At 42.1% G+C, this 25,633-nt stretch carries 21 protein-coding genes; 19 read left to right on the top strand and 2 right to left on the bottom strand.

The annotated features are described in order from the left end of the window. The 7 genes from Q4486_RS06195 to Q4486_RS06165 all read left to right on the top strand — a co-directional run bounded on the left by Q4486_RS06195 (position 1) and on the right by Q4486_RS06165 (position 6,259). Positions 1–1,353, top strand: a complete 1,353-nt coding sequence (locus Q4486_RS06195; RefSeq protein WP_303518784.1) for a DUF3422 family protein — start codon at positions 1–3, stop codon at positions 1,351–1,353. Then, complete coding sequence (locus Q4486_RS06190; RefSeq protein WP_303416887.1) at positions 1,350–1,667, top strand: BolA family transcriptional regulator; 318 nt, start codon at positions 1,350–1,352, stop codon at positions 1,665–1,667. Before Q4486_RS06195 ends, Q4486_RS06190 begins: the two co-directional genes overlap by 4 nt. 139 nt (positions 1,668–1,806) lie before the next feature. After that, positions 1,807–2,043 (top strand): YdcH family protein, encoded by a 237-nt coding sequence (locus Q4486_RS06185; protein ID WP_067864184.1) that lies wholly within the window; start codon positions 1,807–1,809, stop codon positions 2,041–2,043. A 114-nt stretch (positions 2,044–2,157) separates the two neighbouring features. Further along, on the top strand, positions 2,158–3,936 hold the full coding sequence (locus tag Q4486_RS06180; protein WP_303416885.1) for an ABC transporter ATP-binding protein: 1,779 nt from the start codon (positions 2,158–2,160) through the stop codon (positions 3,934–3,936). Positions 3,937–3,956: 20 nt separating this feature from the next. Beyond that, entirely contained in the window at positions 3,957–5,072 is a 1,116-nt protein-coding gene (locus tag Q4486_RS06175) for a phosphatidylserine/phosphatidylglycerophosphate/cardiolipin synthase family protein (RefSeq protein WP_303518783.1), read from the top strand. A 16-nt stretch (positions 5,073–5,088) separates the two neighbouring features. Beyond that, a complete protein-coding gene (locus Q4486_RS06170; RefSeq protein ID WP_303416882.1) occupies positions 5,089–5,547 on the top strand; it encodes a glycine zipper 2TM domain-containing protein in 459 nt (152 codons plus the stop codon). Positions 5,548–5,740: 193 nt separating this feature from the next. Then, positions 5,741–6,259 (top strand): RNA methyltransferase, encoded by a 519-nt coding sequence (locus tag Q4486_RS06165; protein ID WP_303416881.1) that lies wholly within the window; start codon positions 5,741–5,743, stop codon positions 6,257–6,259. 44 nt (positions 6,260–6,303) lie between these two features. Here Q4486_RS06165 and Q4486_RS06160 read toward each other — a convergent pair whose 3' ends face one another. Continuing rightward, the gene (locus Q4486_RS06160; RefSeq protein WP_303416879.1) at positions 6,304–6,888 is read right to left on the bottom strand and encodes a YecA family protein; all 585 of its coding nucleotides are present in this window, start codon (positions 6,886–6,888) and stop codon (positions 6,304–6,306) included. A 126-nt stretch (positions 6,889–7,014) separates the two neighbouring features. Here Q4486_RS06160 and recQ point away from each other — a divergent pair, with 126 nt between their 5' ends. Genes recQ through Q4486_RS06145 form a run of 3 tightly spaced genes read left to right on the top strand, consistent with a single transcriptional unit; the run spans position 7,015 to position 10,369 of the window. After that, positions 7,015–9,138, top strand: coding sequence for a DNA helicase RecQ (gene recQ / locus Q4486_RS06155; RefSeq protein WP_303518782.1), 2,124 nt, complete (start codon positions 7,015–7,017; stop codon positions 9,136–9,138). Further along, positions 9,135–9,554 carry a YqaA family protein gene (locus Q4486_RS06150; RefSeq protein ID WP_303518780.1) on the top strand — a complete coding sequence of 140 codons (420 nt, stop codon included), beginning with the start codon at positions 9,135–9,137 and terminating at the stop codon, positions 9,552–9,554. The genes recQ and Q4486_RS06150 overlap by 4 nt, the downstream gene beginning before the upstream one ends. 32 nt (positions 9,555–9,586) lie before the next feature. After that, the gene (locus tag Q4486_RS06145) at positions 9,587–10,369 is read left to right on the top strand and encodes a hypothetical protein (protein WP_303518778.1); all 783 of its coding nucleotides are present in this window, start codon (positions 9,587–9,589) and stop codon (positions 10,367–10,369) included. 34 nt (positions 10,370–10,403) lie between these two features. On the opposite strand, the gene Q4486_RS06140 is transcribed toward Q4486_RS06145, so the two are convergent. Further along, positions 10,404–10,889 (bottom strand): DUF302 domain-containing protein, encoded by a 486-nt coding sequence (locus tag Q4486_RS06140; RefSeq protein WP_303518776.1) that lies wholly within the window; start codon positions 10,887–10,889, stop codon positions 10,404–10,406. A gap of 173 nt (positions 10,890–11,062) precedes the next feature. Here Q4486_RS06140 and ttcA point away from each other — a divergent pair, with 173 nt between their 5' ends. From ttcA to recD, 9 genes are all read left to right on the top strand, one after another. Next, positions 11,063–12,028, top strand: a complete 966-nt coding sequence (gene ttcA / locus Q4486_RS06135) for a tRNA 2-thiocytidine(32) synthetase TtcA (RefSeq protein ID WP_303518775.1) — start codon at positions 11,063–11,065, stop codon at positions 12,026–12,028. A gap of 132 nt (positions 12,029–12,160) precedes the next feature. Further along, positions 12,161–13,141 carry a GlxA family transcriptional regulator gene (locus Q4486_RS06130; protein ID WP_303518773.1) on the top strand — a complete coding sequence of 327 codons (981 nt, stop codon included), beginning with the start codon at positions 12,161–12,163 and terminating at the stop codon, positions 13,139–13,141. After that, the gene (locus Q4486_RS06125) at positions 13,141–14,310 is read left to right on the top strand and encodes an MFS transporter (RefSeq protein WP_303518772.1); all 1,170 of its coding nucleotides are present in this window, start codon (positions 13,141–13,143) and stop codon (positions 14,308–14,310) included. Before Q4486_RS06130 ends, Q4486_RS06125 begins: the two co-directional genes overlap by 1 nt. A 7-nt stretch (positions 14,311–14,317) precedes the next feature. Further along, entirely contained in the window at positions 14,318–15,103 is a 786-nt protein-coding gene (locus tag Q4486_RS06120; RefSeq protein ID WP_303518770.1) for a class II glutamine amidotransferase, read from the top strand. Between the two features lie 272 nt (positions 15,104–15,375). Next, positions 15,376–16,422, top strand: coding sequence for a diguanylate cyclase (locus Q4486_RS06115; RefSeq protein WP_303518768.1), 1,047 nt, complete (start codon positions 15,376–15,378; stop codon positions 16,420–16,422). A gap of 47 nt (positions 16,423–16,469) precedes the next feature. Continuing rightward, entirely contained in the window at positions 16,470–16,682 is a 213-nt protein-coding gene (locus tag Q4486_RS06110) for a hypothetical protein (protein ID WP_303416865.1), read from the top strand. Between the two features lie 218 nt (positions 16,683–16,900). Next, on the top strand, positions 16,901–20,200 hold the full coding sequence (gene recC / locus Q4486_RS06105; protein ID WP_303518766.1) for an exodeoxyribonuclease V subunit gamma: 3,300 nt from the start codon (positions 16,901–16,903) through the stop codon (positions 20,198–20,200). Continuing rightward, a complete protein-coding gene (gene recB / locus Q4486_RS06100; RefSeq protein WP_303518764.1) occupies positions 20,193–23,753 on the top strand; it encodes an exodeoxyribonuclease V subunit beta in 3,561 nt (1,186 codons plus the stop codon). Before recC ends, recB begins: the two co-directional genes overlap by 8 nt. Further along, the gene (gene recD, locus Q4486_RS06095; RefSeq protein ID WP_303518762.1) at positions 23,750–25,597 is read left to right on the top strand and encodes an exodeoxyribonuclease V subunit alpha; all 1,848 of its coding nucleotides are present in this window, start codon (positions 23,750–23,752) and stop codon (positions 25,595–25,597) included. Before recB ends, recD begins: the two co-directional genes overlap by 4 nt. The last annotated feature ends 36 nt before the right edge of the window (positions 25,598–25,633 follow it).

Raw genomic sequence — 25,633 nt, 5'->3', positions numbered from 1 at the left:
ATGGAACAACCAGTAAATCCTTATGGGCTGCGTATGCACCCTATGCGAGATACATTATACAGTGAGTTACATTCTCGCCCCTTTCAGGTGATTCAAAGCCCTGCTCGAATTACTCACTTAGCCGTTATGTGTGATGAGGAAGAGAGTCAGCAGCAATTTGAACATCTTAAAGAGTTGTACCATCATTTTGGAATTAAACCGCCACTAGTTGATGAGCTTTGTTATCACTGTGATTTTGATAAGTTACGGATACGACGTGAAAAACATATGGAGTTCACGACCTATACCTTTATCAATACAGATATAGAGCAGGGTGGGAACCCTTTTGAAATTACCGGCTTAACCCCTCTGCCTGAAGGCTGGTTGGCGGATATTCCAGGTACCGTGATGTGTGCTTTCCATCTGTCAGTTGAGGATGCGCGTCAAACTCAAGAGTTAAACCTTCCTCTTGTTAAGCGTTTCTTTGAAGGGATGCGTTTAGTCGGAAGTAGCCCTCAAGATGGTGATGCTCGTGTTTGGACGACCTTTCAGACCCATGGTGATGGCTTTGGTCGTTTTCTTATCTATAACAAACAGATGAGTGATAGCCAGTTAGGACGATTAGTGCAAAGGATTATGGAGATTGAAGTCTATCGATTGATGTGTCTGCTCTCCTTACCTACTGCGCGCGAGATTAACCCTACACTAGGGGCTATGGATCAGAAATTAGCCGATGTAACTTATCATCTAGCCCATAGCAAGGATATTGATGAACAGGAGCTATTATCACGGTTAACCGATATGGCTGCTTGGGTAGAAGATTGTAGAGCGAGAGCTACATTTAGGTTTAGTGCTACTTATGCTTATCATGATCTTGTCATTAAGCGTTTGGAAGAGCTAAGAGAAGACGAGGTCTCAGGACATTTAACAATTACAGAGTTTATGACACGCCGATTAACCCCAGCGGTTAAGACCTGTCGTGCTACCAGTAATCGCTTAGAAGATCTATCTCGGCGTATCGACCGTGTAGCTGAGATGATGAGAACGCGTGTTGAGTTATCCATACAGTCACAAAACCAAGATCTGTTAGCCTCAATGGATCAGCGCTCTAAAGTACAGTTAATGATGCAGCATACAGTGGAAGGTTTATCGGTTGCTGCCATTAGTTACTACACTATAGGCTTGTTAAAGTATCTCCTAGAGGCGCTTTATAACTCGGGTATTGAGTTAAATAAAGATCTGATTATGGGTATATCTGTGCCGGTTGTAATTGGCTTAGTGGCGTTTACAACACGGAAAATACATAAACGCTTTTTGAAAATGGCGATAGATCAAGTAGCCAAAGCAGAAAGTGAAAAGAAGGCCGAAAAATGAGTATTGCAGCAATTATTAAAACTAAGTTGGAAGCGGGATTATCTATTGCCCATCTAGAGATTGAAAATGAAAGTCATATGCATTCAGGGCCGGCAACCGATTCCCATTTTAAAGTGACGATCGTCTCTGAGGATTTTGCAGGTAAGCGCTTAGTTCAGCGTCATCAACTAATATATGGCTTGCTTGCAGAAGAGATGAAGCAACCAATACATGCTTTATCAATGCATTTGTTTACCCAGTCTGAGTGGCATAAAAAGGGAGAGACTGTTATGCCTTCCCCTAAATGTTTAGGGGGTTCAAAAGCAGATCATTAAGCTTAGAAAGCAAGGTGAAGTTGGTTAAGCTTAAGGCAAAGTTGTTTGAATCAGAGTGTTGATGCTTGTCAATGTTTTCAGTTAGGTAGAGGAGGAGACTGAAGACATAAAGAAGCAGAATAAATATAAGGGGAACCTAATGCCTATTGAACACCATGCTTTAATTAATGATTTTCCAGAGTACCGTGAACGTATTCATGACTTAAAAATGAAAGATGATCGGTTTGCTAGTCTTTTGGGTGAATACCATGAACTAACAAAGCATGTAGAGCATATGGAAGCGGAAATTGAAGCTGTTAGCACTCAGGTTGAAGAGGAGGCGAAAATAAAACGTCTGAAGTTGAAAGATGAGTTATTCGCCATGTTACAAGCCTAACCTTGTAATCGCTTAAAATGATAAAAGCCTGCATTTAATAATGTGGGCTTTTTTGTTTATATGAAATGCATAAGCTCCGTTATACTGAGCCTATCTAGACGATAGGGAGCTAATGTGAAAAATTTTTATGATTGGCGGTATATACTCGATGTCGCTATGGAGCATCGACGAGAGTTAATAAAGGCAAATATTATTGCTCTATTCGCGGCTATTGCCTCTGTGCCTTTGCCTCTTTTCTTACCTCTGTTAGTCGATGAGGTCTTATTAAATAAACCTGGTTTTATCGTTGAAACTATCAATCCGCTCTTTCCGGATGATTGGTTAGGACCTGTGCTCTATATCAGCGTGATTTTAATAGTTACCTTATGTCTTCGTTTTATCGCCTTAATGTTTAATGTTTGGCAGGCGAGGCAATTCACTATTATCTCTAAAGATGTGACCTACCGCATTCGTGAGGGACTTTTACAACGCTTAAAACGCATATCTATGGCTGAGTACGAAACTCTGGGGAGTGGGACTGTTACCTCTTATTTTGTAACCGATTTAGATACGATTGACCGCTTTTTAGGTAGCTCCTTAAGCCGTTTGTTAATTGCCACATTATCAATCATAGGAACCGCTGCCATTTTATTATGGATGCATTGGCAGCTAGCCCTCTTTATTCTCTTTTTGAACCCTGTGGTTATCTATTTCACTACATCTATAGCTAAGAAAGTTAAACATCTAAAAGGGCGTGAAAATAAAGCCTATGAATTATTTCAGGCAGCCTTGACTGATACTCTAGATAATATTCAGCAGATTCGCGCCTGTAATCGTGAGCAACATTATTTATCACGTTTAATTGATGATGCCCGCGTTGTTAGAGATCGCTCTAGTGCTTTTGAGTGGAAGAGCGATGCTGCTAATCGTTTTGGCTTCGCTATTTTTATGGTGGGGGTGGACCTATTTAGAGCATTATCGATGTTAATGGTGGTGTTCTCAGATCTGTCTATTGGTGAAATGATGGCTGTCTTTGGTTATCTATGGTTTATGATGTCGCCAGTGCAAGAGATACTTGGTATCCAGTACAGCTTTTACAGTGCTCAGGCCGCTTTACAGCGAATTAATAGTCTATTGGGCTTGGCTCAAGAACCTGAATACTCTTTACAGCATAACCCGTTTGAAGGTAAACGAACTGTTTCTGTCAGCCTGCAAAATATCCATTTCAGTTATATGGATGATCAACCCATACTTAAAGGTGTCTCACTTAATATAGAAGCGGGACAAAAAATTGCTTTAGTTGGTGCAAGTGGTGGTGGTAAATCAACATTAGTACAAGTGCTGTTGGGGTTGTATCCGGCAAATGAGGGTGAGATATATTTTGATGGTATCTCTGTAAAAGAGATTGGCTTAGCCTGTGTTAGAGATAATGTAGCCACTGTTTTACAGCAACCCGCGTTATTTAATGGCACGATTCGCAGCAATTTAATGATGGGGCAAGACTTTAGTGAAGCTCAGCTATGGCAGGCATTAGAGGTGTCTCAACTAAAAGGTTTTGTGGAAAACCTTGAGAGCGGCTTGGATGAACGAGTGGGGCGCCAAGGCATACGTTTATCGGGAGGGCAACGCCAGCGCCTTGCCGTGGCACGTATGGTGCTTAGTGATCCTAAAGTTGTTGTGTTAGATGAAGCGACCTCAGCTTTAGATTCAGAAACAGAAACTTCATTACATCAAGCTTTAGAAACATTCCTGAAAGGTAGAACAACTATCATTATTGCTCACAGGTTAAGTGCTGTGAAACAAGCTGATCATGTTTACGTATTTGAAGATGGAAAAATATGTGAACAAGGGCAGCATGAAGAGTTAATAAACAATAATGGCTTGTATGCACGGCTTTATGGTGATTATCAATAAAGCGGTCTTAAGGTTGTATAATGCGTAAGCAGTTTGAGTGGCGAGAAGATAATAAAGTTGAACTACTAGTCGATGGTGAAAATTTCTTCCCTGTAATGTTGGCTGAGATCGAAAAAGCGCGATATAGCTTGTTACTGGAGTTTTATTTTGTCTCTTCTGGTGTGATTACGAGCCGTTTTGTTCAAGCACTGATTAGAGCTGCACAACGCGGTGTTATGGTTAAATTGATCATTGATGATTTTGGATCTTATCGCTTCTCCAATGCAGACCGTGATGTGTTGAAGGCAGCAGGCGTTGAAATCGTTGTCTATAACCCACTGCATGTGAGCAAATTTACTCGAAATTTTGCCCGTGATCATCGTAAACTACTTGTTGCTGATCAGCGCGTCGCGTTCATCGGTGGTACAGGGTTAAGCGATGTATACTGGTTAGCAGATGAAGCTGGTTGTCCTTGGCATGACCTTATGGCTCAAATTGAAGGACCGGTTGTAACAGACCTTGTCACTATGTTTAATGAATTGTGGCAACGTTGTACAGCACAGGTGCTTTCGCCTGGTGGTAGTCTGGAACAAAAAGGTAACTCGAAGGTCAGAGTATGTACTGTTCAGGGACTCTATCAACAGGATATAAAAGCGAGTTTTTTGAAAAGAGTGAACAGTGCCAATAATAATGTGTGGTTAATGACCGCTTATTTTTTACCCTCTTTTTCTATGCGACACGCTTTACGGCGAGCTGCAAAAAGGGGAATAGATGTGAAATTAATCATTGCTGGGCCCCATACCGATCAACCTTGGGTATTCCACGCTTCTAAACGATATTACAGTCGTTTATTAAAAGCGGGTGTACGGATTTTTGAATATCAACCGAGATTTCTTCATGCAAAAATGTCGGTGGTTGATAGCTGGGCGAGTATAGGTTCATGTAATTTGGATCATTGGAATTTACGTTGGAACTTAGAAGCGAATATTGAACTGCATGATGAACAATGTTTAGAACAGATGACTCAGTTATTTAATGATGATTTGCTTCATTGTCAGGAAGTAACATATGAAAACTGGTCAAAAAGACCATGGCATCGTCGATTAAAAGAGACCTTATGGGCATGGATCAGCCATTTGGTGCTTAAAATAAGATAGAGAAGGAAGTGGAATTATGAATAAATTTACAATTGCAGCGGCTTTAGCTTGTTCACTAGCACTTACTGGCTGTGTGAATAGTTTAAGTGGAGATACTTATTCTCGTAGTGAAGCGCGTCAAGTACAGCAAGTGCAGTATGGCGTTGTGCAGTCTGCACAGCTTGTTGTTATTGAGGGAACAAATTCAGTTGTGGGCGCAGGTGCTGGAGCTGTCGTGGGTGGCGTAGTAGGTTCTAATGTAGGTGGCGGTAAAGGGAAGACCATAGCAACTGTTTTAGGTGCAGTTGCCGGTGGTTTAGCCGGTAAGTCAGCTGAAGAATCACTAACTCAGACTCAAGGCCAAGAGGTTACTGTCCGCCTTGATAATGGCAATACTATTTCTGTTGTTCAGGAAGTTGCTGATGGTCCAATGTTTAGATCAGGTGATCGAGTACGTGTATTAACTGGAAGTGGTACTGCTCGCGTAACCTATTAATCTTCTAAAAAATCGATACAAGGGTGGGTGGCTTTGCTACTACCTTGTATCGATCTCTAAATAGACGCAGTTTTTTGAAAGCTTGTTCGTGATGATTGGCTGTTTAAATTAGTTTTTCTTAATTGTTACTGTGCATTTTCCTCTCATATAGATTGCTATAAGATGCATGTTTTTTAATAAGGCTTTTTTGTATATGCCCTGTAATCATCAAGCTCATATCGGATTAACTGACCCTAAAAGCCCAGAAAATGTAGGCGCTATAATGCGTGCTGCGGGATGCTATAACGCTGCATCGGTGAGTTATACCGGTAACCGTTTTAATAAAGCTCAAGAGCAGGGGCGCCGTTTACAAACTGATACACGTAATGCTGTTGAGCGGATCCCTTTAGAACATGTAGAGTCTTTTAAACAAGCTATACCTAAAGGAGCGCGGCCGGTTGCTATTGAACTGGTGGAAGGGGCAACATCGTTAATTGATTATCAGCACCCTGAAAATGCGTTCTATATTTTTGGCCCAGAAGATCGATCTATAGATAAAGAGATTGTGGCTTGGTGTGAAGATGTAATCTACATACCTACTGTTGGATGTATGAACTTGGCGGCGACGGTTAATGTAGTCTTATATGATCGGATCGCTAAGTTGGGGCCCAAAGCAGATGGGGATGAATTGATTCGTCGTTCGAGGGATCGTAATAATCAATTAAAAGTATAAAGTTGGCGCAGGCGTAAGGTAATTAGTAGCCCGCGCCTCTATTATTACTTCTCAGGTGCGTGGAAGTGTAGGTAAAGATCCACTAACAGCTCTGGAATTTGAGAGCACATTTCTGCACAAAGATTTTCGTCATCACGTATTTTGTTGATGTCATCTTCGTCAAATAGCTCAGACGCAACCATAATCGGTAGCAGCATTTGGGCTACATCATCGTCGGCTTTATTGGAAAACCAGTTGTCTTCCTGAGTAAATACACCCTCCATGAACGCCTGAGACCACCAAGCAAGAGGCGCAATATCTTCATCTTCTTCTGGATCTAAAGATAGTTCACAAGGAAGCTCGATCTCTCCATCACTGTAAAAGTTGGCCCCGATGCTGGCGTAGAAACGTTTTAGTAGGGACATAATCTCTTTTTCTTGAGCGTCTGATTCCCACTTAGGTGTCTCATCGAATACTAATTCTAGCCATGTCTCTTCTGCCAGCGGGGTTGGGCTGATATTTAAAGCACAGAAAAGACCGTGAACACCAATAAGATCAAGACAGTCTTCTGAGACGTGATCTGAATAAAGAAAATCATCCAATTGATCCAACTCAGCGTCGGTCAAGGTATTTGCAGTGTTGAGAGACATGAAACTATTCCATAAAAGATAATGAGGTTGATTTTAGCCTGCTAAGTAATAATTAGCAGCTTTTTTGTTTGTCCTAGATGACCTAATTGGAGTGACAAGCTGTCTAGCTTTCTGGATAATCCGTGCATGATTTCTAGCGCCCTTCAGATCTTAAAAGACGTATTTGGTTACGAACAGTTCCGTGAGCCTCAAGCTGAGATAGTTGAGACACTGGTTAATGGCAGCGATGCGCTGGTTATTATGCCAACAGGGGGAGGAAAGTCCCTTTGTTATCAACTTCCAGCACTGATTCGTCCAGGAACAGCGGTGGTTGTCTCGCCTTTAATTGCCTTGATGCAAGATCAAGTTACCGCGCTCTCCCAGTGGGGGATTAGAGCGGGTTGTTTGAATTCTAGCTTAGATTTTTCTTTAATCAATGAAACAGAGCATCAGTTAAGAGCGGGTGGTTTTGATCTTCTCTATATAGCGCCGGAACGTCTATTACAGCCAAGAACGCTCTCACTCTTGCAAGAGTGCCCTATCGCCCTGTTTGCGATTGATGAAGCGCATTGTGTATCTCAATGGGGTCATGATTTTAGGCCTGAATACCTACAACTCAGCCGATTAGCAGAATTATTTACGGGCGTCCCTCGCATTGCATTAACGGCAACCGCTGATCAACGTACCCAGCAAGAGATTGTTCACCGTTTGGCACTACATGAACCCGCTGAGTTTATTCAAGGCTTTGACCGGCCAAATATTCGTTATCGAATTGGTCAGAAAGATAAAGCTAAGCAACAACTTCTTAAGTTTTTAAAGAATGAGCATCCTAAAGATTCCGGCATTGTTTATTGCCTTTCCCGTAAACGGGTAGAGGATACGGCTGAGTGGTTGAGTGAGCAGGGGTTTAATGCACTACCTTACCACGCCGGTTTGAGAACAGATCTGCGTAGCCATAATCAGCATCGTTTCCTGACCGAAGAAAATATCATTATGGTTGCAACCATCGCATTTGGTATGGGGATTGATAAACCTAATGTTCGTTTTGTTGCTCACTTAGATCTACCAAAAAGTATCGAAGCTTATTATCAAGAAACAGGCCGTGCGGGACGTGATGGTTTACCTGCGGATGCTTGGATGGTTTATGGTTTGCAGGATGTAATGTTTCTACGCCAAATGCTAGAAGGCTCACAAGCGCCGCTGGAACAGAAAATAGTCGAGCAGCAAAAGTTGGAAGCTATGCTGGGGTTGTGCGAAATAACATCATGCCGTCGGCAAGTCCTATTGAGCTATTTTGGTGAAGATGATCATGCTCCCTGTGGAAATTGCGATACTTGTTTAGAGCCTGTACCTGTATGGGATGGCACGGATGCGGCGCGTAAAGCTATATCTGCGGTTTATCGTTCAGGGCAGAGCTTTGGTGTAAACCATGTTGTGGATACATTATTGGGTAAACCTAATGATAAAACTGAACGTTTTCAGCATCAGAAACTATCTACTTGGGGTATAGGTAAAGATTTAGATAGAAACCAGTGGCGTTCGGTTTTTCGTCAACTGGTGGCACGTGGATTTTTAGGTGTGAATGTTGATCAGCACGGGGTTTTACACTTAACGGATCGTTGTCGTCCCCTATTGAAAGGTGAGGAGAGGATACAGCTACGTAAAGATCAGCGTCAGCATACGCCTTATCGTAAGAATCAAGTACCGCAAAGTAAATTAGAAGCGGCCGATTATGCTTTATGGAATGACCTTAAAGCTACACGTAAGCGTTTATCGGATGAACAAGATGTACCGCCCTATGTGATCTTCCATGATGCAACGTTGATGGAGATGGTGATGTATCGCCCACAAACCTCCGATCAGTTTAGACGTTTAAATGGCGTAGGTGAACGGAAGTTAGATCTGTATGGAGCTGATTTTATTAGTGTGATTGAGCAACATGAGGGTAGTGGTAAGGATGAGGTTGCAAGCCAAGCTCAAGAATCGGTTTTGCTTTATAAAAGTGGTATGACCGTTGATCAAGTTGCACGCCAGCAGCATCTATCTGCCAATGCTATTTATGCTCATCTAGCGCAGTCTATTTTGAAAAAGGAGTTGGCTGTAGATGATGTTATTGAATTACCGAGTAATGAATTCAAAAATATTGAACAGGTCATCTTAGAGTGTCAGCACGAGTATGGCCATGCTTTAAAGCCGGTCTATGATGCTTTGGCCGGAGCTTATGAGATGGGTGTATTGCGTTGTATTAAAGCAAGTATGGATGCCTTGTGAGTGAGGAGCTTAGTTTAACGGCACTGTTTATCAGTGGTTTTATTTCAGCTACTTTATTAGCTGGTGGTTCTGAGGTTTTGTTAGCTTGGCAGCTAAATGAAAGCATACATAGTGCTACCAGTTTATGGCTAGCTGTAACGGCGGGAAATGTATTAGGTGGTGTTGTTACTTTCTTGATGGGGCGAGGGATAGCGCACTATTTTCCGCTACGTGTTTTTGATAAGCCGCGTCAGCAGAAGGCCCAGAGTTGGATAAAAAAGTACGGCGCCTTCTCTTTGCTTTTATCTTGGTTACCTATCATTGGAGACCCTATCTGTTTCATGGCCGGATGGTTGAAAACAGCTTTTATTTTAAGTGTACTAATGCTTACACTAGGGAAAGCAGTACGTTATCTGATTATTGTTGGCTTGTTTTAAAGCGGTTTAGATAAAAAGTAGGATCTTAAGTAATGTCACAGCGAACGCTATGGGGTAAATTGAGATTAACGATTTTAATCTTAGTGCTATTGGTTGTGGCGTTAAATGCTTGGCTCTCTCGGGTTCGTTCTACGGATTGGCAGGAGTCATTATGGGTGGTTATTTATCCTATTAATTCAGATCAACGGGCAGATACTCAGCAATTTATTAACGGATTGAGTGATAAAGATTTTGATGATATTGAACAATTTGTTAGCCGTGAAGCAAAACGCTACGGTATCGTTTTAGATCAGCCCGTTGAGGTTTATCTAGCGCCCCCTTTACCTAAAGACCCACCAAAACCACCTGAACAATCCAGTATTTTAGAGAGCGTAATATGGAGTCTTCATCTTCGCTATTGGGCTTGGAACAATAACAGTTGGCAAGGACCTAGTGCTGATGTGCAAGTGTATCTGCGTCTCTTTTCTCCTCGAAACCATCAGGTTTTAGAGCATTCTCTTGGTCTACAAAAGGGGATGGTGGGTGTCGTTAATGGTTTTGCCAGTAAGGATTATCAAAGGCAAAACGATTTTATTATCGTCCATGAGCTATTACATACTCTTGGTGCAACGGATAAATATGATCTACATAATAACCAGCCTATTTGGCCTGAAGGTTACGCTGATCCAAATCTGTCGCCTTTGCTGCCACAACTTCAAGCTGAAGTTATGGGAGGGCGCATCCCTGTTGAAAAAAGGTTCTCGGTTATTCCTAGTAGCTTAGAGGATGTTGTGGTGGGTGATGAGACAGCAAAAGAGATAAATTGGATAAAATAGCCCCCCTTTTTTTGCTTAGCTTAGCGATAACTGTTTATTCCGCTGATTGTGCCTGTTCGAACGCGTTGACTATGTCATTTTCAAGTTCAATTAATAGGGCTTGGGCGGGGCTGCTTGGCTTCTGTTGACTAGGTCTTAGAAAAAGCACTGTGGTTTTACTGTTTTTATGTAGCAAGGTTACTGATAGAGGGCATAATGCAGCCATCTCAGGGTCTTTATTAAGGATTTGATTAACATACCAAGGATTGCAAAATACTAAGCTTTGAATCTCTTCATAGCCATTTTGGTTATATTGATCACCCCAGCGTTCTTTAAAGTGATTAAGAGAGCTACCTATATTAGGTTCAAAAATCACAAAAAATTTATTGGCATCAAGTGATTGACTGATTTTATCGTAATTTCCCTCAAAATCACCTTCCATCTCTAACTTAAAAACCGGCGAAGCTATGGACATTGGGCTTAAGGTCGTGATTGTAAATGCAAAACAGATGAGGATAACTTTTCTGGCTAAACGGTTCATGATTAATTTGCCTTAAGATGTCTGATACAGGTTTATTTATATTTCTTTATAGCAGGGATTCCTTGAAAGTGTATCACTTAAAATGTTGATGTATAATTCGCGACCATCAAAGTATTGATGCTCATCTCAATTGAATCTAACCGAACTGAATCAGTTCCATGGCCGTGTCAGTAATGAACTCAAATAGTACGCCTGAAATACATAATCTTACATCTGCTGAGCTTGATTCTGCCGAACAGAAAAAGCTAAAAGTCCGTCAAAATAAGCTGCAGAAGCGACTACGTCGTGAGATGGGTAAAGCTATTGAAGATTTCAATATGATTGAGGAAGGGGATAAAGTGATGGTCTGCCTCTCAGGAGGTAAAGATTCATACGCTATGCTTGATATCCTAATGAACTTGCAACGTAGTGCGCCGATTAATTTTGAGTTGGTCGCTGTGAACTTGGATCAAAAACAACCGGGCTTTCCTGAAAAAGTTTTACCTGCTTATTTAGAAACTATAGGCGTGCCGTTTCATATATTAGAGCGGGATACCTACTCGATTGTCAAAGAGGTTGTACCTGAAGGAAAAACAACCTGTGCGCTTTGCTCTCGTTTACGTCGAGGTTCGTTGTATGGCTTTGCTGAAGAGATTGGTGCGACAAAAATTGCGTTAGGCCATCACCGTGATGATATTTTGGAAACCCTTTTCCTGAATATGTTTTATGGTGGTAAATTAAAAACGATGCCGCCAAAATTAGTGTCGGATGATGGTAAAAATACAGTGATCCGTCCTCTCGCTTATGCTCGAGAGAAAGATATAGAAGCTTATGCTGAACTAAAAGGTTTTCCTATTATTCCGTGTAACCTTTGCGGTTCGCAGGAAAACCTTCAACGTCAGGTTATCAAAGAGATGTTGCAAACGTGGGATAAAAACTTCCCAGGTCGTATTGAAACAATGTTTCGCTCTTTACAGCATGTTGTGCCTTCGCATTTGGCTGACACTGAACTATTCGATTTTAAAGGTCTTCAGCAGGGCTACCCTCACGGTATAGTACCTGGAACTGAAACCCCAACCTTTAAACCTGAGGTGCCGGTAGATGCGAGTGAAGCAGTACAATCTTACAATCCACAGAAGATTGATCTTCTGTCGTTGTAGCTCTATTTTTTAGCGTTTCGCGTTGCTTATCTAAGTGACGGGCCTTTGTAAATGTCCTAAATTGACTGTTATTAGTCATTGAGGACATTTCACCTCTAAGAGATACTGGCTCCATCTTATTGGAGGTATCTTATGAAGATCATCGCTGCTTTAGGTTATCAGGATTGCCAGATTCTTGATCTGACCGGGCCGTTGCAAGTGTTTGCTTCGGCTAATCAGGCTCTAGGTTATGAAGCGTATCAACTTAAAATTGTTGGTGTAGATACGCATCCCATTTGTACCAATTCTGGTATGAAAATTTTACCCGATTTAGCGTTTTCTGATCTGATGGACGCGGACACCTTATTGTTATCAGGGGGGCGAGGGGTTAAAACCCTTCTCCATAATGATGAACTTATTGACTGGGTAAAGCAGAGTGCTAAGCGGGTTAATCGAATTGCTTCGGTTTGTAGTGGCGCTTTTCTATTAGCGGAAGCTGGATTGCTCAAAGGTAAGAAAGCGGTCACACATTGGAAGTCTTGCTCTTTACTCGATAAAAACTATGAGGATATCGAGGTTGAGAACGATGCTATCTGGCTTAAACAAGGGAATCTTTATACATCGGCAGGCGTTACATCGGGGATTGATTTAGCGTTGGCGCTTGTTGAAGAGGATTTTGGCCATGGGATTACTATGGATGTTGCTCGTGAGCTAGTGGTTTTTGTTAAACGTCCGGGCGGGCAGGCGCAATTTAGTACCCAATTAAATGCCCAGAATAAAGCCACAGGGGTTGTGGCTAAAGCACAGGCTTATATACAAAAAAATTTAGATAAATCCCTTGGATTGGCTCTGTTAGCTGAGTACTGCTGCGTTAGTGAGCGACATCTCTTTCGGCTTTTTAAAGAGAGTTGTGAGAGCTCGCCCGCGGCTTATATAGAGAGTAGTCGCTTGAACTTAGCACAACAGTTAGTGTGTGAAGGGAAGCTCAGTTTTCAACAAGTTGCTGAGCGTTGTGGCTTTGTCTCTGCTGATAATTTAAGACGTGTTTTTTTGAGGCGCTTAGGTGTTAACCCTCGGGAATACAAAGCACGTTTTGGGACATACTCGTTGAGTAACGAAGTAGGGATAGATTAATGAATAAGAATGTTTTTTTACTCTCCGTATGCCAAGCGCTGCTGACAACGGGCAATGTTTTATTGGTGTCTGTCGTTGCGTTGATTGGTCAAAGTCTAACGGTTAATCCCAGTTTAGCAACGTTCCCCGTCGCCACTCAGTTTTTAGGCTTAATGGCAGCGACAATTCCAGCGTCCTTAATTATGAAGCGCATAGGGCGTAAAAATGGATTCTATTTAGGTAATTGTGTTGGTATTTCAGGCTCTATTGTATGTATCTTTGCATTAACCGCGGACCTGTTTTACTTGTTTTCATTAGGCACGTTTTTGCTCGGTATTGGCATAGGGTTTGGTACCTTATATCGCTTTGCTGCTGTGGAAGTCTGCGCGGATGAACAGAAAAGTAATGCGATATCTTTTGTTATGGCTGGTGGTGTACTTGCTGCGATTGTAGGCCCTCAGTTAGCGATTTATAGCCAGACCTATTTCGGTGAGTTTGAATTTGTTGGGGCGTTTATCGGTTTACTTGCACTCTATACTATAGCGTTGTTGATGCTCTTTTTTACTGAGCTCCCATGTGAGCAAGAACAAAATACTTATGCGCCCCAGCGGCCGTTAAAAGAGATTGCCTCTCAGCCTGTATTTATCGTTGCAGTGATTGTTGCGATGGTCAGTTATGTCGTCATGAACCTGTTAATGATTGCAACACCATTAGCCATGGTTCGGTGTGGTTTCACCTTTCCTCAAGCGGCTCAGGTTATTCAATGGCATGTGCTTGGGATGTTTGCGCCATCATTTTTTACGGGGGGATTAATTAATCGTTTTGGTATCTACCCTATCATGCATTTAGGGGCCTTATTTATGCTGGCCTGTATAGGCATAAACCTTACCGGTGTTAGTGAATGGCATTTTTGGACTGCGTTACTCTGTCTAGGTATTGGGTGGAATTTTATGTTTATTAGCGCGACTCAGTTGTTTACTACAGTCTATAAACCCGCTGAGAAGGCTAAATCTCAAGCAAGTAATGAGTTCATTGTTTTTGGTATGGTAGCAGTTACTGCATTATCTTCTGGTTGGTTAGAGATGACATTAGGTTGGCAAGCAATGAATTGGATCGTATTGCCGCTAGTGTTATGGTCTATAGGGGTTATTTTCTATATTGGTCAACAGCGTAAAGTCGTAAATAATTGAGGTAAAAATGAGTTCTTCCCCGCTTTTGCTGACGGTATTAAGTTCATCACCTATCAATGTCCAGCTACATGGATCTGTCGGATTTGAAGGTTTAGGGGTTGGTTCTATATCTGATATGAACCCAAGCCGGCTGGTGGCTTTAGGACGCGATGATGTACAGCGACTGGAGCAACTTTTTAAGCTTGGGGGTGGCTTAGAGCATACTTATTCTGATCTTTGGGCTGCGGTACTTTATCCCAATGCTCCTATTGAAACCGTTGATATTCAGCCTTTTATTCGTCCGCAGCGGGGGAGTGCGCATCTGTTTTCTATGGTCGGTGATCTCCCTGGGATTGTGAATAATGATCGTTTTCCTATTGGCGATCAATGGCCGATCAGTTGTACTGATCAAGAGCGGGCCTTTTGCTTGTTACAAGAGCGTATAAGAAAACTATGGAAAGAGGGCCGACCTGATCATGAAATGAGGTTAGCGCTGGTGGCTGATTATGCAGGACGATTAGAGAAGTTAGCGCCACATAATTTTATGTATTGGGATGGCGAAATGATGTTTTCTTATACCTCCCTGAGTTCAGATATTGAGCCTTTGGCTTATCAGCAGTTTTCGGGTGATAGCGTTAAGTTGAACGGTGCACTCCCTCTGACGATTATGACTGAAAACGATGCGGATATAGCAATTATTGCCAGCCATTCACTTCTGCCTCAGTCAACGCCTATGACTGCGGGTTCTGTTCTCTGCTTTTCGAGTGGGAATTATTTAGAGCGTTGTGATCCAGTGGTTTTTTGGAACGATTGAGATCGAGATCTACACTTATTGGCTACTTTTCTTATACTACCTTTTTATGCTGCAAGTGCGTAATAAGTCTAAGAGATTGATTATTGATCAATTGTTATAATATTTGATCAAGGTTAATGATTAACCTTACCTTAATCATGATAATGGACTTCAACTTATGATGTTTGTGGCGTTGTTGTAAAGGTTGTAATGGGTTGTTGGCCTATTTATATCTTATTTCGCTTGTATGACGTTTGTCTTAATATGCTTCGCTGCAGGTGCTCTTAATTATTATGGATTCCAAGGTTAGATCTATCTCTCATTCTGTAGAATCAGCGCTGAATGATAAATCTTCTACAAAAAGCTCTTTATTTTTTTGTGATAAGGCAGACCCTTCATTACTTGTTCAAGTATTTGACCGTATTGCTTTACCCACATTTGTTCTTGATAAAAACCATGTGGTTCTGCATTGGAATTCAGCACTTGAAAAGTTAAGTGGGCTGAGTCGTGAAGAGATGATTGGAACAGGGCATCACTGGAAACCCTTTTATTCAACTCCGCGCCCTTGTTTAGCTGATTTAATACTTCAAGGGGGGCGATATGAAGATGTTGAGCACTACTATACCAACAAATGTAAACGCTCTGCGTTAATCGATGATGCATATGAAGCTGAGGATTTTTTCCCTGAGTGTGGATCTGATGGTGAGTGGTTACACTTTACTGCAGCAGGCATCATGGATCCTGAGGGAAATTTAATAGGCGCCATTGAAACCCTCGAGAATGTTAGTGCTAGAAAAATTGCTGAGTTTGAGTTGCTTGAGCGGGAACGTACTTATAAAGAGTTAAGTGTGACCGATAGTCTAACTGGCTTATATAACACCCGACATTTTTATACGAAGTTAGAAGCCACGCTGGATGAAGCGCGACGTTATCATCATGAGTTTACCTTGTGTTTTTTCGATCTTGATGATTTTAAAAAGCTGAATGACACTTTTGGTCATTTAATGGGAGATAAAGTTTTAGAAACCTTTGGCTCTTTGATTCAGTCCTCGCTTCGGGGGCTTGATAGCGGCTATCGTTATGGCGGAGAAGAGTTTGCGGTTTTACTGCCTTCCACTGATATTGAGGGGGCGGTTAAGGTTGCTAATCGTATTCGAGAAAGTTTAGAAAATTATCGATTTATACTGCCTGAAGGAACGAGTGGTAAGCTTAATGTGAGTGTTAGTATCGGCTTAACCTCTTATATTGTAGGGGATAATGTACAAAGTATTATGACCCGCGCAGATGAAGGGTTGTATAAAGCCAAAAGCCAAGGAAAAAACTGCATTATAACGGTTTAACCTTTCTTGGCTCTGTGTAATGATTCGCTTACCTACATGGAGGCACGATGAAAAGTTATCTTTTTTCTACAGACAATGAACGCGGTGGGGTTATCCTCTGTGATATTGATACGCTACCTGACGCAGTAGAATATCTTAAACAGCGCTTTAAAGGGGTTGTTCGAGTTGAGCAGGGGCGCGATTATTGGTCGGAAAAAGAGGGCTTTGGTAGCTTGCCTGCATTAGAGGTAGAATCAAAAGACCCCACTTCGTCCCCTTAATTACCTACTTTAACGGCTATTAAGCGCCTTTTAATATTCAGGTTAACTTCGTTAGTGGTTCTGAGTTAAAAGTAAATAGTGTTAGGTTTTCAATTCTCTGCGATTCAAGTCTATAAGGTTAATGCGCTGACTTTATAGAGATTTTTCCTGACAAAGAAATCTGAGTTGAGTAAAGTACAGCTATTACTCCTCATAACGATTACTAAATCAGGAAACGGATGTTTCAGGTTTATCATTCCAACTCATTACTTGTATTGAAAGATCTACTTGTTGAACTTATTCGACGAGACCCTCTTTCTGACCCTTTTCGTGCAGAGCAGATTTTAGTGCAAAGCCCTGGCATGGCACAGTGGCTTAAATTGGAACTGGCTGCATCATCTGGTATTGCCGCATCTGTGGACTTTCCACTGCCAGCCTCTTTTTTATGGCACTGTTTTTTCGAAGTGTTAGAAGGGGTACCCGCCCGCTCCGCTTTTAATAAGGAAGCGATGAGTTGGAAGTTGATGTTACTGCTACCGGATCTATTGGGGACAGATGAATTTTCTGCTCTTAGGAGCTACCTAGCTGATGATGAGTCTAGGTTTAGGCTCTATCAGTTATGTAATAAAATTGCAGATATTTTTGACCAATATCTCGTCTATAGACCCGAGTGGGTTGCTGATTGGGAGCAAGGCGGTTCTTTGGCCGCAGAGCGTCACCCTTGGCAACCGATTCTTTGGCGTGCATTAACCCAGCAGACTAAAGCGTTAAGTCAACCTCATTGGCACCGAGCAAATATGTTCAGTGCGTTTGTTGAGTCGGTACGAAACATTGGTGATATAGACAAACTCCCTAAGCGTTTATTTGTCTTTGGTATCTCTGCACTGCCTCAGAATTATGTTCAAGCTTTGCAAGTCTTAGGCGAACGTATTGATGTACACCTCATGGTGACCAATCCTTGTCGTTATTACTGGGGGGATATTGTTGATCAAAAGCAGATCGCTAGAATGAATCGACGCTGGTTCAGTAAGCCTGAACTTGATTACAGTGACTATGCTGAAGGTAATCCATTACTTGCCTCTATGGGTAAGCTTGGACGTGATTATCTTTATCAATTACAAGACTGTCTTGGTGAAAGTGTTGGTGATGAGATTGATGCTTTTGCGGATCTTGAAAGACATTGTTTACTTAGCAGTATTCAACAAGACATCCTAGATTTAGACAATCCTGCTCAGTTTCCAGAAGATCCTTCCACAAGTTCTTATAAACACTCTATTACAAGCGATGACCAATCATTGATTGTACATAGCTGCCATAGTGCTTTACGAGAGGTTGAAGTCTTGCATGATCAATTACTCGCTATGTTTGAGAATGATCCTAATCTTAAGCCCCGCGATGTCATTATCATGATGCCTGATGTAGCTCAATATGCTCCTTATATTGATGCTGTTTTTTCTAGCGTACCCTTTGAACGCTATATCCCTTATTCCATATCTGATCGGAGTAGTCGCCAAGAAAACCCTTTATTACTAAGTTTTGAGAAACTCGTAAAACTCGATAGTAGCCGCTTTACCGTATCGGATGTTCTTGAATTGCTGGAAGTGCCTGCAATTATGCGACGTTTTGATCTGGATGAGCCGAGCTTTCAGCGATTAAGGTACTGGGTCGATCAGGTTAATATCCGTTGGGGGATGGATTCTGAACAGCGAAGCTTATGGCAATTGCCCTTGTTTGAACAAAATAGTTGGCGTTTTGGTTTGCGTCGAATGTTAGCAGGCTATGCGCTAGGGGAAGAGGTAGGTTATTGGCAAGATATTGCACCTTACATGGAGATTGAAGGTCTTGAAGCTGAACTTTTAGGCAAGCTAGCTGATTTTATAGATCTTCTCGATGAGGTAAAAGACAGTTTTAGTGGTGAACATGAGCTTGCGGAGTGGGTTGATATTATTAATGGTTTATTAGATGCCATTTATAGTGCTGATGAAGCCGATGAAATACCTCTGAATGGAATTAGACAAACCTTGCAAGCATTACAAGAGCAGCTTAGCGATGCGAACTATGTTTTGCCCTTGTCTTCTACCGTGATGGCTGATTATTTGATAAATGGAATTAATCAACAGCGCTCGTCTCAGCGTTTTATGGTGGGGGCTGTTAACTTCTGTACGTTAATGCCTATGCGCTCTATTCCGTTCTCTGTGGTTTGTTTATTAGGGATGAATGACTCAGCCTATCCACGGAGTATCCCACCTGTCGGCTTTGATTTAATGACTGATTACCCTCGACGGGGAGATCGTTCACGTCGAGATGATGATCGGTATCTTTTTTTAGAGGCGCTCTTATCTGCGCAAGCCTGTTTATATATCAGTTTTGTGGGGCGCTCTATCAAAGATAATAATGAGAAAATTCCATCGGTATTAGTGAGTGAATTATTAGACTATGTGACACAAAGCTATGTTTTAGAGGGAGATCAAGCGCTTTCTACGAGTGAGTCAGGTGAGAAATTAAGAGCCCGTTTGATTCAACAGCATCCGATGGTACCCTTCAGCCCCGTGTACTTTTTGCCACAAGATTCGTCATCGTCGTTATTTAGTTATGCCCGTGAGTGGTTACCCGCGGCAAGTGCAGAGAGCGAAGCGCCTTCTGCTTTTTATGTCGATGCCTTAGTTGAAGAGCCTCAAGAGCAGATTGAACTTAATGCTATTATTAGTTTTTTAAAGAATCCCTGTCGCAGCTTTTTCAATCAACGTTTAAAAGTGTTTTTTGCTAATCATGAAGTTAAAGCTCAAGATGAAGAGCCTTTTGCGCTGGATGGTTTACAAGCTTATTTAATTAAACAACGTTATCTTGAAACGGCACTGTCGGATGGTGATCTTAACCAGTTAGATCAGACCATACTTGCAGAAGGCGCCTTGCCTGTTGCAACCAATGGCCAATTAAAGCTTGCTCGGATTCGTCATGACTGTACTGAATTAGCGCACAAGTTATTGCCTCTATGTGAGGGTGAACCACAACGCTTAGAGGTCAAGATAGCCTTTCCTAATTTACTTTTACAGGGCTGGCTAGACCATTGTTATCCAGCCCACTTATTACGTTATCGACCCGCTGAGATCAATGCTCGTGATCGTCTGGGTAGCTGGGTTGAGCATTTAGCGTTGTGTTTGTCTTCAGATCAGTGTCGTAATACCGTATATCGAGGGTTGTCTGGTAAAGTTCACTACCGCGCTGTAGAAAAAGAACAAGCGTATATTTATTTAAAAACCATCGTTGAGTTTTACCAACAAGGTATGAATGCACCTCAAGCATTTGATGCTAACAGCGCACGTGAGTACTTTAAGCAATATCAAAAAGACCCTGATATAGCTTTAGCATCTATAGAAACCCTGTTTTACGGGGGTAGTCATAAAGCAGGTTTGCAAGATGATCCCTATATACGTCGAGCTTATCCTGACTATGCGCAGTTTTTGGAGCATTTTGTGCCTTTAGCAGAGGCCATCTATGCCCCGATGCTCGACTACATGGAGGAGGGTAAAGATGAGTAATATTTTACCTTTAGATCCATTAACTTTCCCGCTTCAAGGGCAACAGCTTATTGAAGCAAGTGCAGGAACGGGAAAAACTTATACTATTACGGCCTTGTACTTACGGCTCCTTTTAGGCTTAGGCAATATTAATGATAAGCCTTTAGGTCCAGATCAAATTCTGGTTGTAACTTTTACTGAAGCCGCCACCGAAGAGTTAAGAGACCGTATTCGTAGTCGAATTGTGGATGCGCGTTCCGCATTTTTGCAGGCAAATAAAGATATATCCGATCCCTTTCTAATCGCATTAAAGCAGCAATCAGCTGATCATGCTCAAGCAATTAAATTGCTTGAGCAGGCGATTCGTCAGATGGATGAGGCTGCTATTTTTACTATCCATGGTTTTTGCCAGAGGATGCTAAAACGTCATGCTTTTGAAAGTGGTTCATTGTTTGATAACGAACTAACAAAAGATGATCAGAGCTTGATTCGTAGTGCGGTTGTCGATTTTTGGCGCAACACCATCTATCCACTTAATAATGATTTAACTGAGTTAGTCTTATCAGAATGTTGGAAAGGACCTGATGAGTTAATGTCTCAGCTGCGAGGGCTGCTGAACCATACAGATTTAAAGGTTGAACCGGATCTGTCTGGGGCCTCTTTACAGGAGGCCTATGATGAACGTTTAGAGGCGTTGAATCATTTCAAACAGTCTTGGTTAGCAAATGATAATGACCTTATCGCTTTAATTCAGGCCTCAGGTGTCAATAAGCGGAGTTATACCAAAGCGAGTGTGCCTAAATGGCTCGCGCAAATCGATCAGTATGCGGCATCTGAACAGTTAGAACCTAATTCAAGCTTGTTGAAGGTGATGACGCGGTTCACCCAAACAGTGCTTAATGAAAAAACAGATAAAGGTGAGGCGCCACAGCACCCATTATTTGTGGAATTAGATGCTTTACTCTCTCAGCCTTTGCCTATCAGAGAGATATTATTAGGGCGAGCACTGCAAGAGGTCAGTGAGCGTTTACAGCAAGCTAAGAAACAGTATCAGTTACAAACATTTAATGATCTGCTGACGGATTTAAGTGATGCGCTTCGATCTGAAAAAGGCAGTGCGCTCTCTACTGCAATTAATCAGCAATTTCCTGTTGCGATGATTGATGAGTTTCAAGATACAGATCCACTTCAGTACGGTATTTTTTCATCTTTATATGCGGATCAATCTAATACAGCATTGGTGATGATCGGTGATCCTAAACAGGCTATTTATGCTTTTCGTGGTGCGGATATTTTCACCTATATACAAGCACGGCGTTCAGTGAAAGAAACTTATACCTTAGATACTAATTGGCGTTCGACTCGAGCAATGGTTGATGGGGTTAACAAGTTATTTGAGTTTGCGGATTCTGCATTTATTTATGATGAAGATATTCCATTTTATCCAGTAAAAGCGGCGGATAAAGGGGCTAAAAAGCTTAAGCTACAAGAGCATAAACCGGCAGCTCTTACGTTTTGGTGTCATCCAGAGGAAACTCCCTTAAAGAAAGGGCAGTATCTAACTACATTTGCTCAAAGTACCGCCGCTGAGATTGACCGCTTACTTAATTCTGACGTGACTATTGATGAGCGACAGATTGAAGGGTCAGATATTGCTGTATTAGTACGTGATCGTTTTGAAGCAGAAGAGGTGCGTCGTGCACTGGCGGTGTATGAGCACCCCTCTGTTTATTTAAGTAACCAAGATTCTATTTTTACTTCTATCGAAGCGTTAGAGCTGTCGTTAATTTTAGCTGCAGTTGAAACACCGCAAAAGGAACGTACTTTAAAAGCTGCGCTTGCGACCGAGTTATTGCAACTGGATATAGTGCAACTTGATGCTCTCAACCATGATGAAAATCTCTGGGAACAGGTTGTTACTGAATTTACTGGCTATCGTGATCTATGGTTAAAGCGGGGGGTATTACCTATGCTTACCCAGCTTTTGCATCAGCGGAATTTGGCGGCTAAAACATTACAACAAGCCTCAGGTGAAAGGCGATTAACCAATCTATTGCATCTAGCTGAGTTATTGCAGCAGGCTAGCAGTCAGTTAGAGGGTACGCTTGGATTACTGCGTTGGTTTAATGAGCAGATTAGCAATCCTTCTAGTGCCAATGATGATCAAATCTTACGCCTTGAAAGTGAACGAAACTTAGTTACCATCGTGACGGTTCATAAGTCAAAAGGCTTAGAATATCCCATTGTGTTTTTGCCTTTTGCTTGCAGTTTTAGAGAAGCTAAAACTGCCCTTTATCATGATGAAAATGGACAATCCATTTTGGATATGGGTAAAAACGCAGCGGCGCTTGAGCAAGCAGATAAGGAGCGTTTAGCTGAGGAGTTAAGGTTGCTCTACGTGGCATTGACCCGTTCGGTTTATCGTTGTTATGTGGGTGTGAGCGATATACGTATTGGTAATAGTAAAGCATCCCGCCTAAAAGACAGTGCCTTAGGGTATTTATTGCTCCAATCTGGCCGCTCACTGGAAGAGGCTTTATCTGAGTTAGCCTTATGCTCTCCCGCTATAGAGGTGGTTGTTCCACCGGATCATGGTGTTCAAAAAGATCTATTTACGGCGGATGATGTAGTAAATCCAAGGTTAGCAGCGCAGACGTTTACAGGGAGTATTGATCGAGAGTGGCGTGTCAGCAGTTATTCTGCTCTTAGCCGTCATAGCACGGCTTATATACCCGATCTGCCTGGCTTGGATCTTGAGGTGGTGGATGAGGCTACTCAGCTTGTCGAAGTAGATATACCTGAAGGCCGTAATATTTTCACTTTCCCTAAAGGGGCAAATGCAGGAACCTTTTTACACAGTATTTTTGAAGAGATTAGTTTTCCCGCGTTTATCCACGCGCAAACTCAGTCTGGCGGTTTGTTAGACGAGGGGTTTTCTCAACAGATAAGCGATCAATTGGTATTGGCCGGTTATGAAGTGGAATGGTTGCCGGTTATTGAGCAGCTAATTACCGATATATTGACGACTGATTTGACGAGTAACGGTTTGAAACTAGGCGGTGTTGCTGATTCTGATCGATTAGTTGAGATGGAGTTTATGCTCAGGGCTGATAGGGTGACAGTCTCTGATTTAGAGGTGCTTATTCGCAAGTACGATCCTCTTTCAGCCAAAGCTAAGCCTTTATCATTTGAGCCTTTAAGAGGCATGCTTAAAGGCTTCATTGATCTGATCTTTCGTGATGGAGAGCGATATTACATAGTCGATTATAAATCGAATCATCTCGGTTATGAGAGCGGTTGTTATAACCAAACCTCGCTAAACGAGGCTATGATCGAGCATAGATATGACCTGCAATATCTACTGTATACCTTGGCTGTACATCGCTTATTGAAACAGCGTATTCCTGATTATAATTATGAGCGCCATTTTGGAGGTGTTTATTACTTATTTCTGAGGGGGATCGGTCCTTTGGCGGATAACTCAGGGATTTTTAATTGTCGTCCTGAGCAGGCTTTAATTGAAGCACTGGATCAACTATTTTCAGGTGAAGGCTTGGGAGGTAACGCGTTATGATGAACCCAGTCGATGACCAGAAAGATAACTACCTTTTTCAACTTAAACGATGGGTTGGCTTAGGTTATATCCGCTCAGTTGATTATCAGTTAGCCCATTTTTTATCGGATAAAATCGTTTACTCTCCAGAGAATATCTTATTATCCGCTTTGGTTAGTTATGAGCTGGCGACAGGTAATGTTTGTTTACCTCTTTCTCGGCTTCAATCTCCCCAAGATTATTGGCCGGATGAAATCAGCGATCTGTTGATAAAGATAGATTGGTCGCGTGTTGAACTAGATGAATTAGTATTAGGTTCTGGCGAACCTGTTACCCCTCTAGTTCTTGATAAAGAAAGGTTTTATCTTTATCGCTATTGGCAATACGAGTGTTCGGTTGCTGAGGCGTTGATACAGCGTGCAGTCTCGATTGAAACCGATGAGGTTCTGCTGCAAGCCGGGTTAAGAAGTTACTTTCCCACCGCAAATACGGAAGAGATTGACTGGCAGAAAGTGGCGGCTGCATTAGCAGTACAAAAACGTTTCTCTGTTATCAGTGGTGGCCCGGGCACAGGCAAGACAACGACTGTTATTAAACTGCTCGCGCTTTATATTGAGCAACAGAAAGCAAAAGGGGATAGTTTTACTATTCAACTTGCAGCGCCTACAGGTAAAGCGGCTGCGCGTTTAGCTGAATCTATTTCTAGTGCTAAGCATAAATTGGATCTTGAGCCTCAATTAAAAGCTGAAATACCATCAGAAGCGAGTACTCTGCACCGTTTGTTGGGGGTTATTCCTAATAGTATCCGTTTTCGGCATGATGCAGAAAACCCCTTACACCTCGACCTTTTAGTGTTAGATGAAGCCTCGATGGTTGATCTACCAATGATGTCTCGTTTGCTTAGAGCCTTGCCTGCTTCCGCACGTTTAGTCTTGCTGGGAGATCGTGATCAGTTAGCGTCGGTTGAAGCGGGTAGTGTTTTAGGTGATATCTGTAGTTGGCCGGATAAGCTTTATTATTCGGCACAGCAATCTTCTCAGCTGAATAAGCTTTGCCAGTTAGCACAACCTTTGCCTGTAGGGGCTAGTAGTACATTTTCGGATAGCCTCGCAATGTTACATAAAAGTTATCGCTTTGATGATCAAAGTGGTATCGGTTATTTAGCAAGGGCCGTCAATGCGGGTTGTTGTACTGATGTAAAAGCCGTGATTAAAGCGGGTTATAGTGATCTTAATTATCACTACCTGTCGCAAGATAGCTATGAGGCTATGATCAACACTTGTGTCGATATTTATGCCGAACTCTTTAAAGGCCTTTTCTCTGGAGACAATCCACAACAGTTATTAGTTAACATGACGCGCTTCCAGCTTTTATGCGCACGTCGTCAGGGTGCTTATGGAGTGGAAGGTCTTAATGATCGTATTTATACCGGACTGCGAGAGCGAGGCTTGATTAAGGAAGAGGGGGGATGGTATCCAGGCCGTCCTATTATGATCACTCGAAATGATACCTCTCTTTCTCTGTTTAATGGTGATATAGGTGTCGCTGCTTTTGATGATACTGGTCGTCTAAAGGTTTGGTTTGAAGAGAGTGGAGAGCTGAGATCAGTATTGCCCAGTCGGTTACCTGAGCATGACACTGTATTTGCAATGACGATCCATAAAAGTCAGGGTTCTGAGTTTGAGCGAGTGATGATGGTATTACCACCAACTGACAGTCCCTTATTAAGTAGAGAGTTGTTGTACACCGGCGTTACCCGTGCCAAAAAGGTGTTGGATATTATTGCAACTGAATCTGTTTTATTACTAGCAACGGAAAGGCGAACGGAAAGAGCGGGAGGTTTAGCTCTGAGATTGTGGAAATAATCTACATGGCATACAGGTGATAAATAAACGGCTCAG

The sequence above is a fragment of the Neptuniibacter sp. 2_MG-2023 genome (assembly GCF_030547495.1).
In the GTDB taxonomy this organism is placed as follows: Bacteria; Pseudomonadota; Gammaproteobacteria; order Pseudomonadales; family Balneatricaceae; genus Neptuniibacter.
This window is presented reverse-complemented; position numbering and strand designations above follow the sequence as displayed.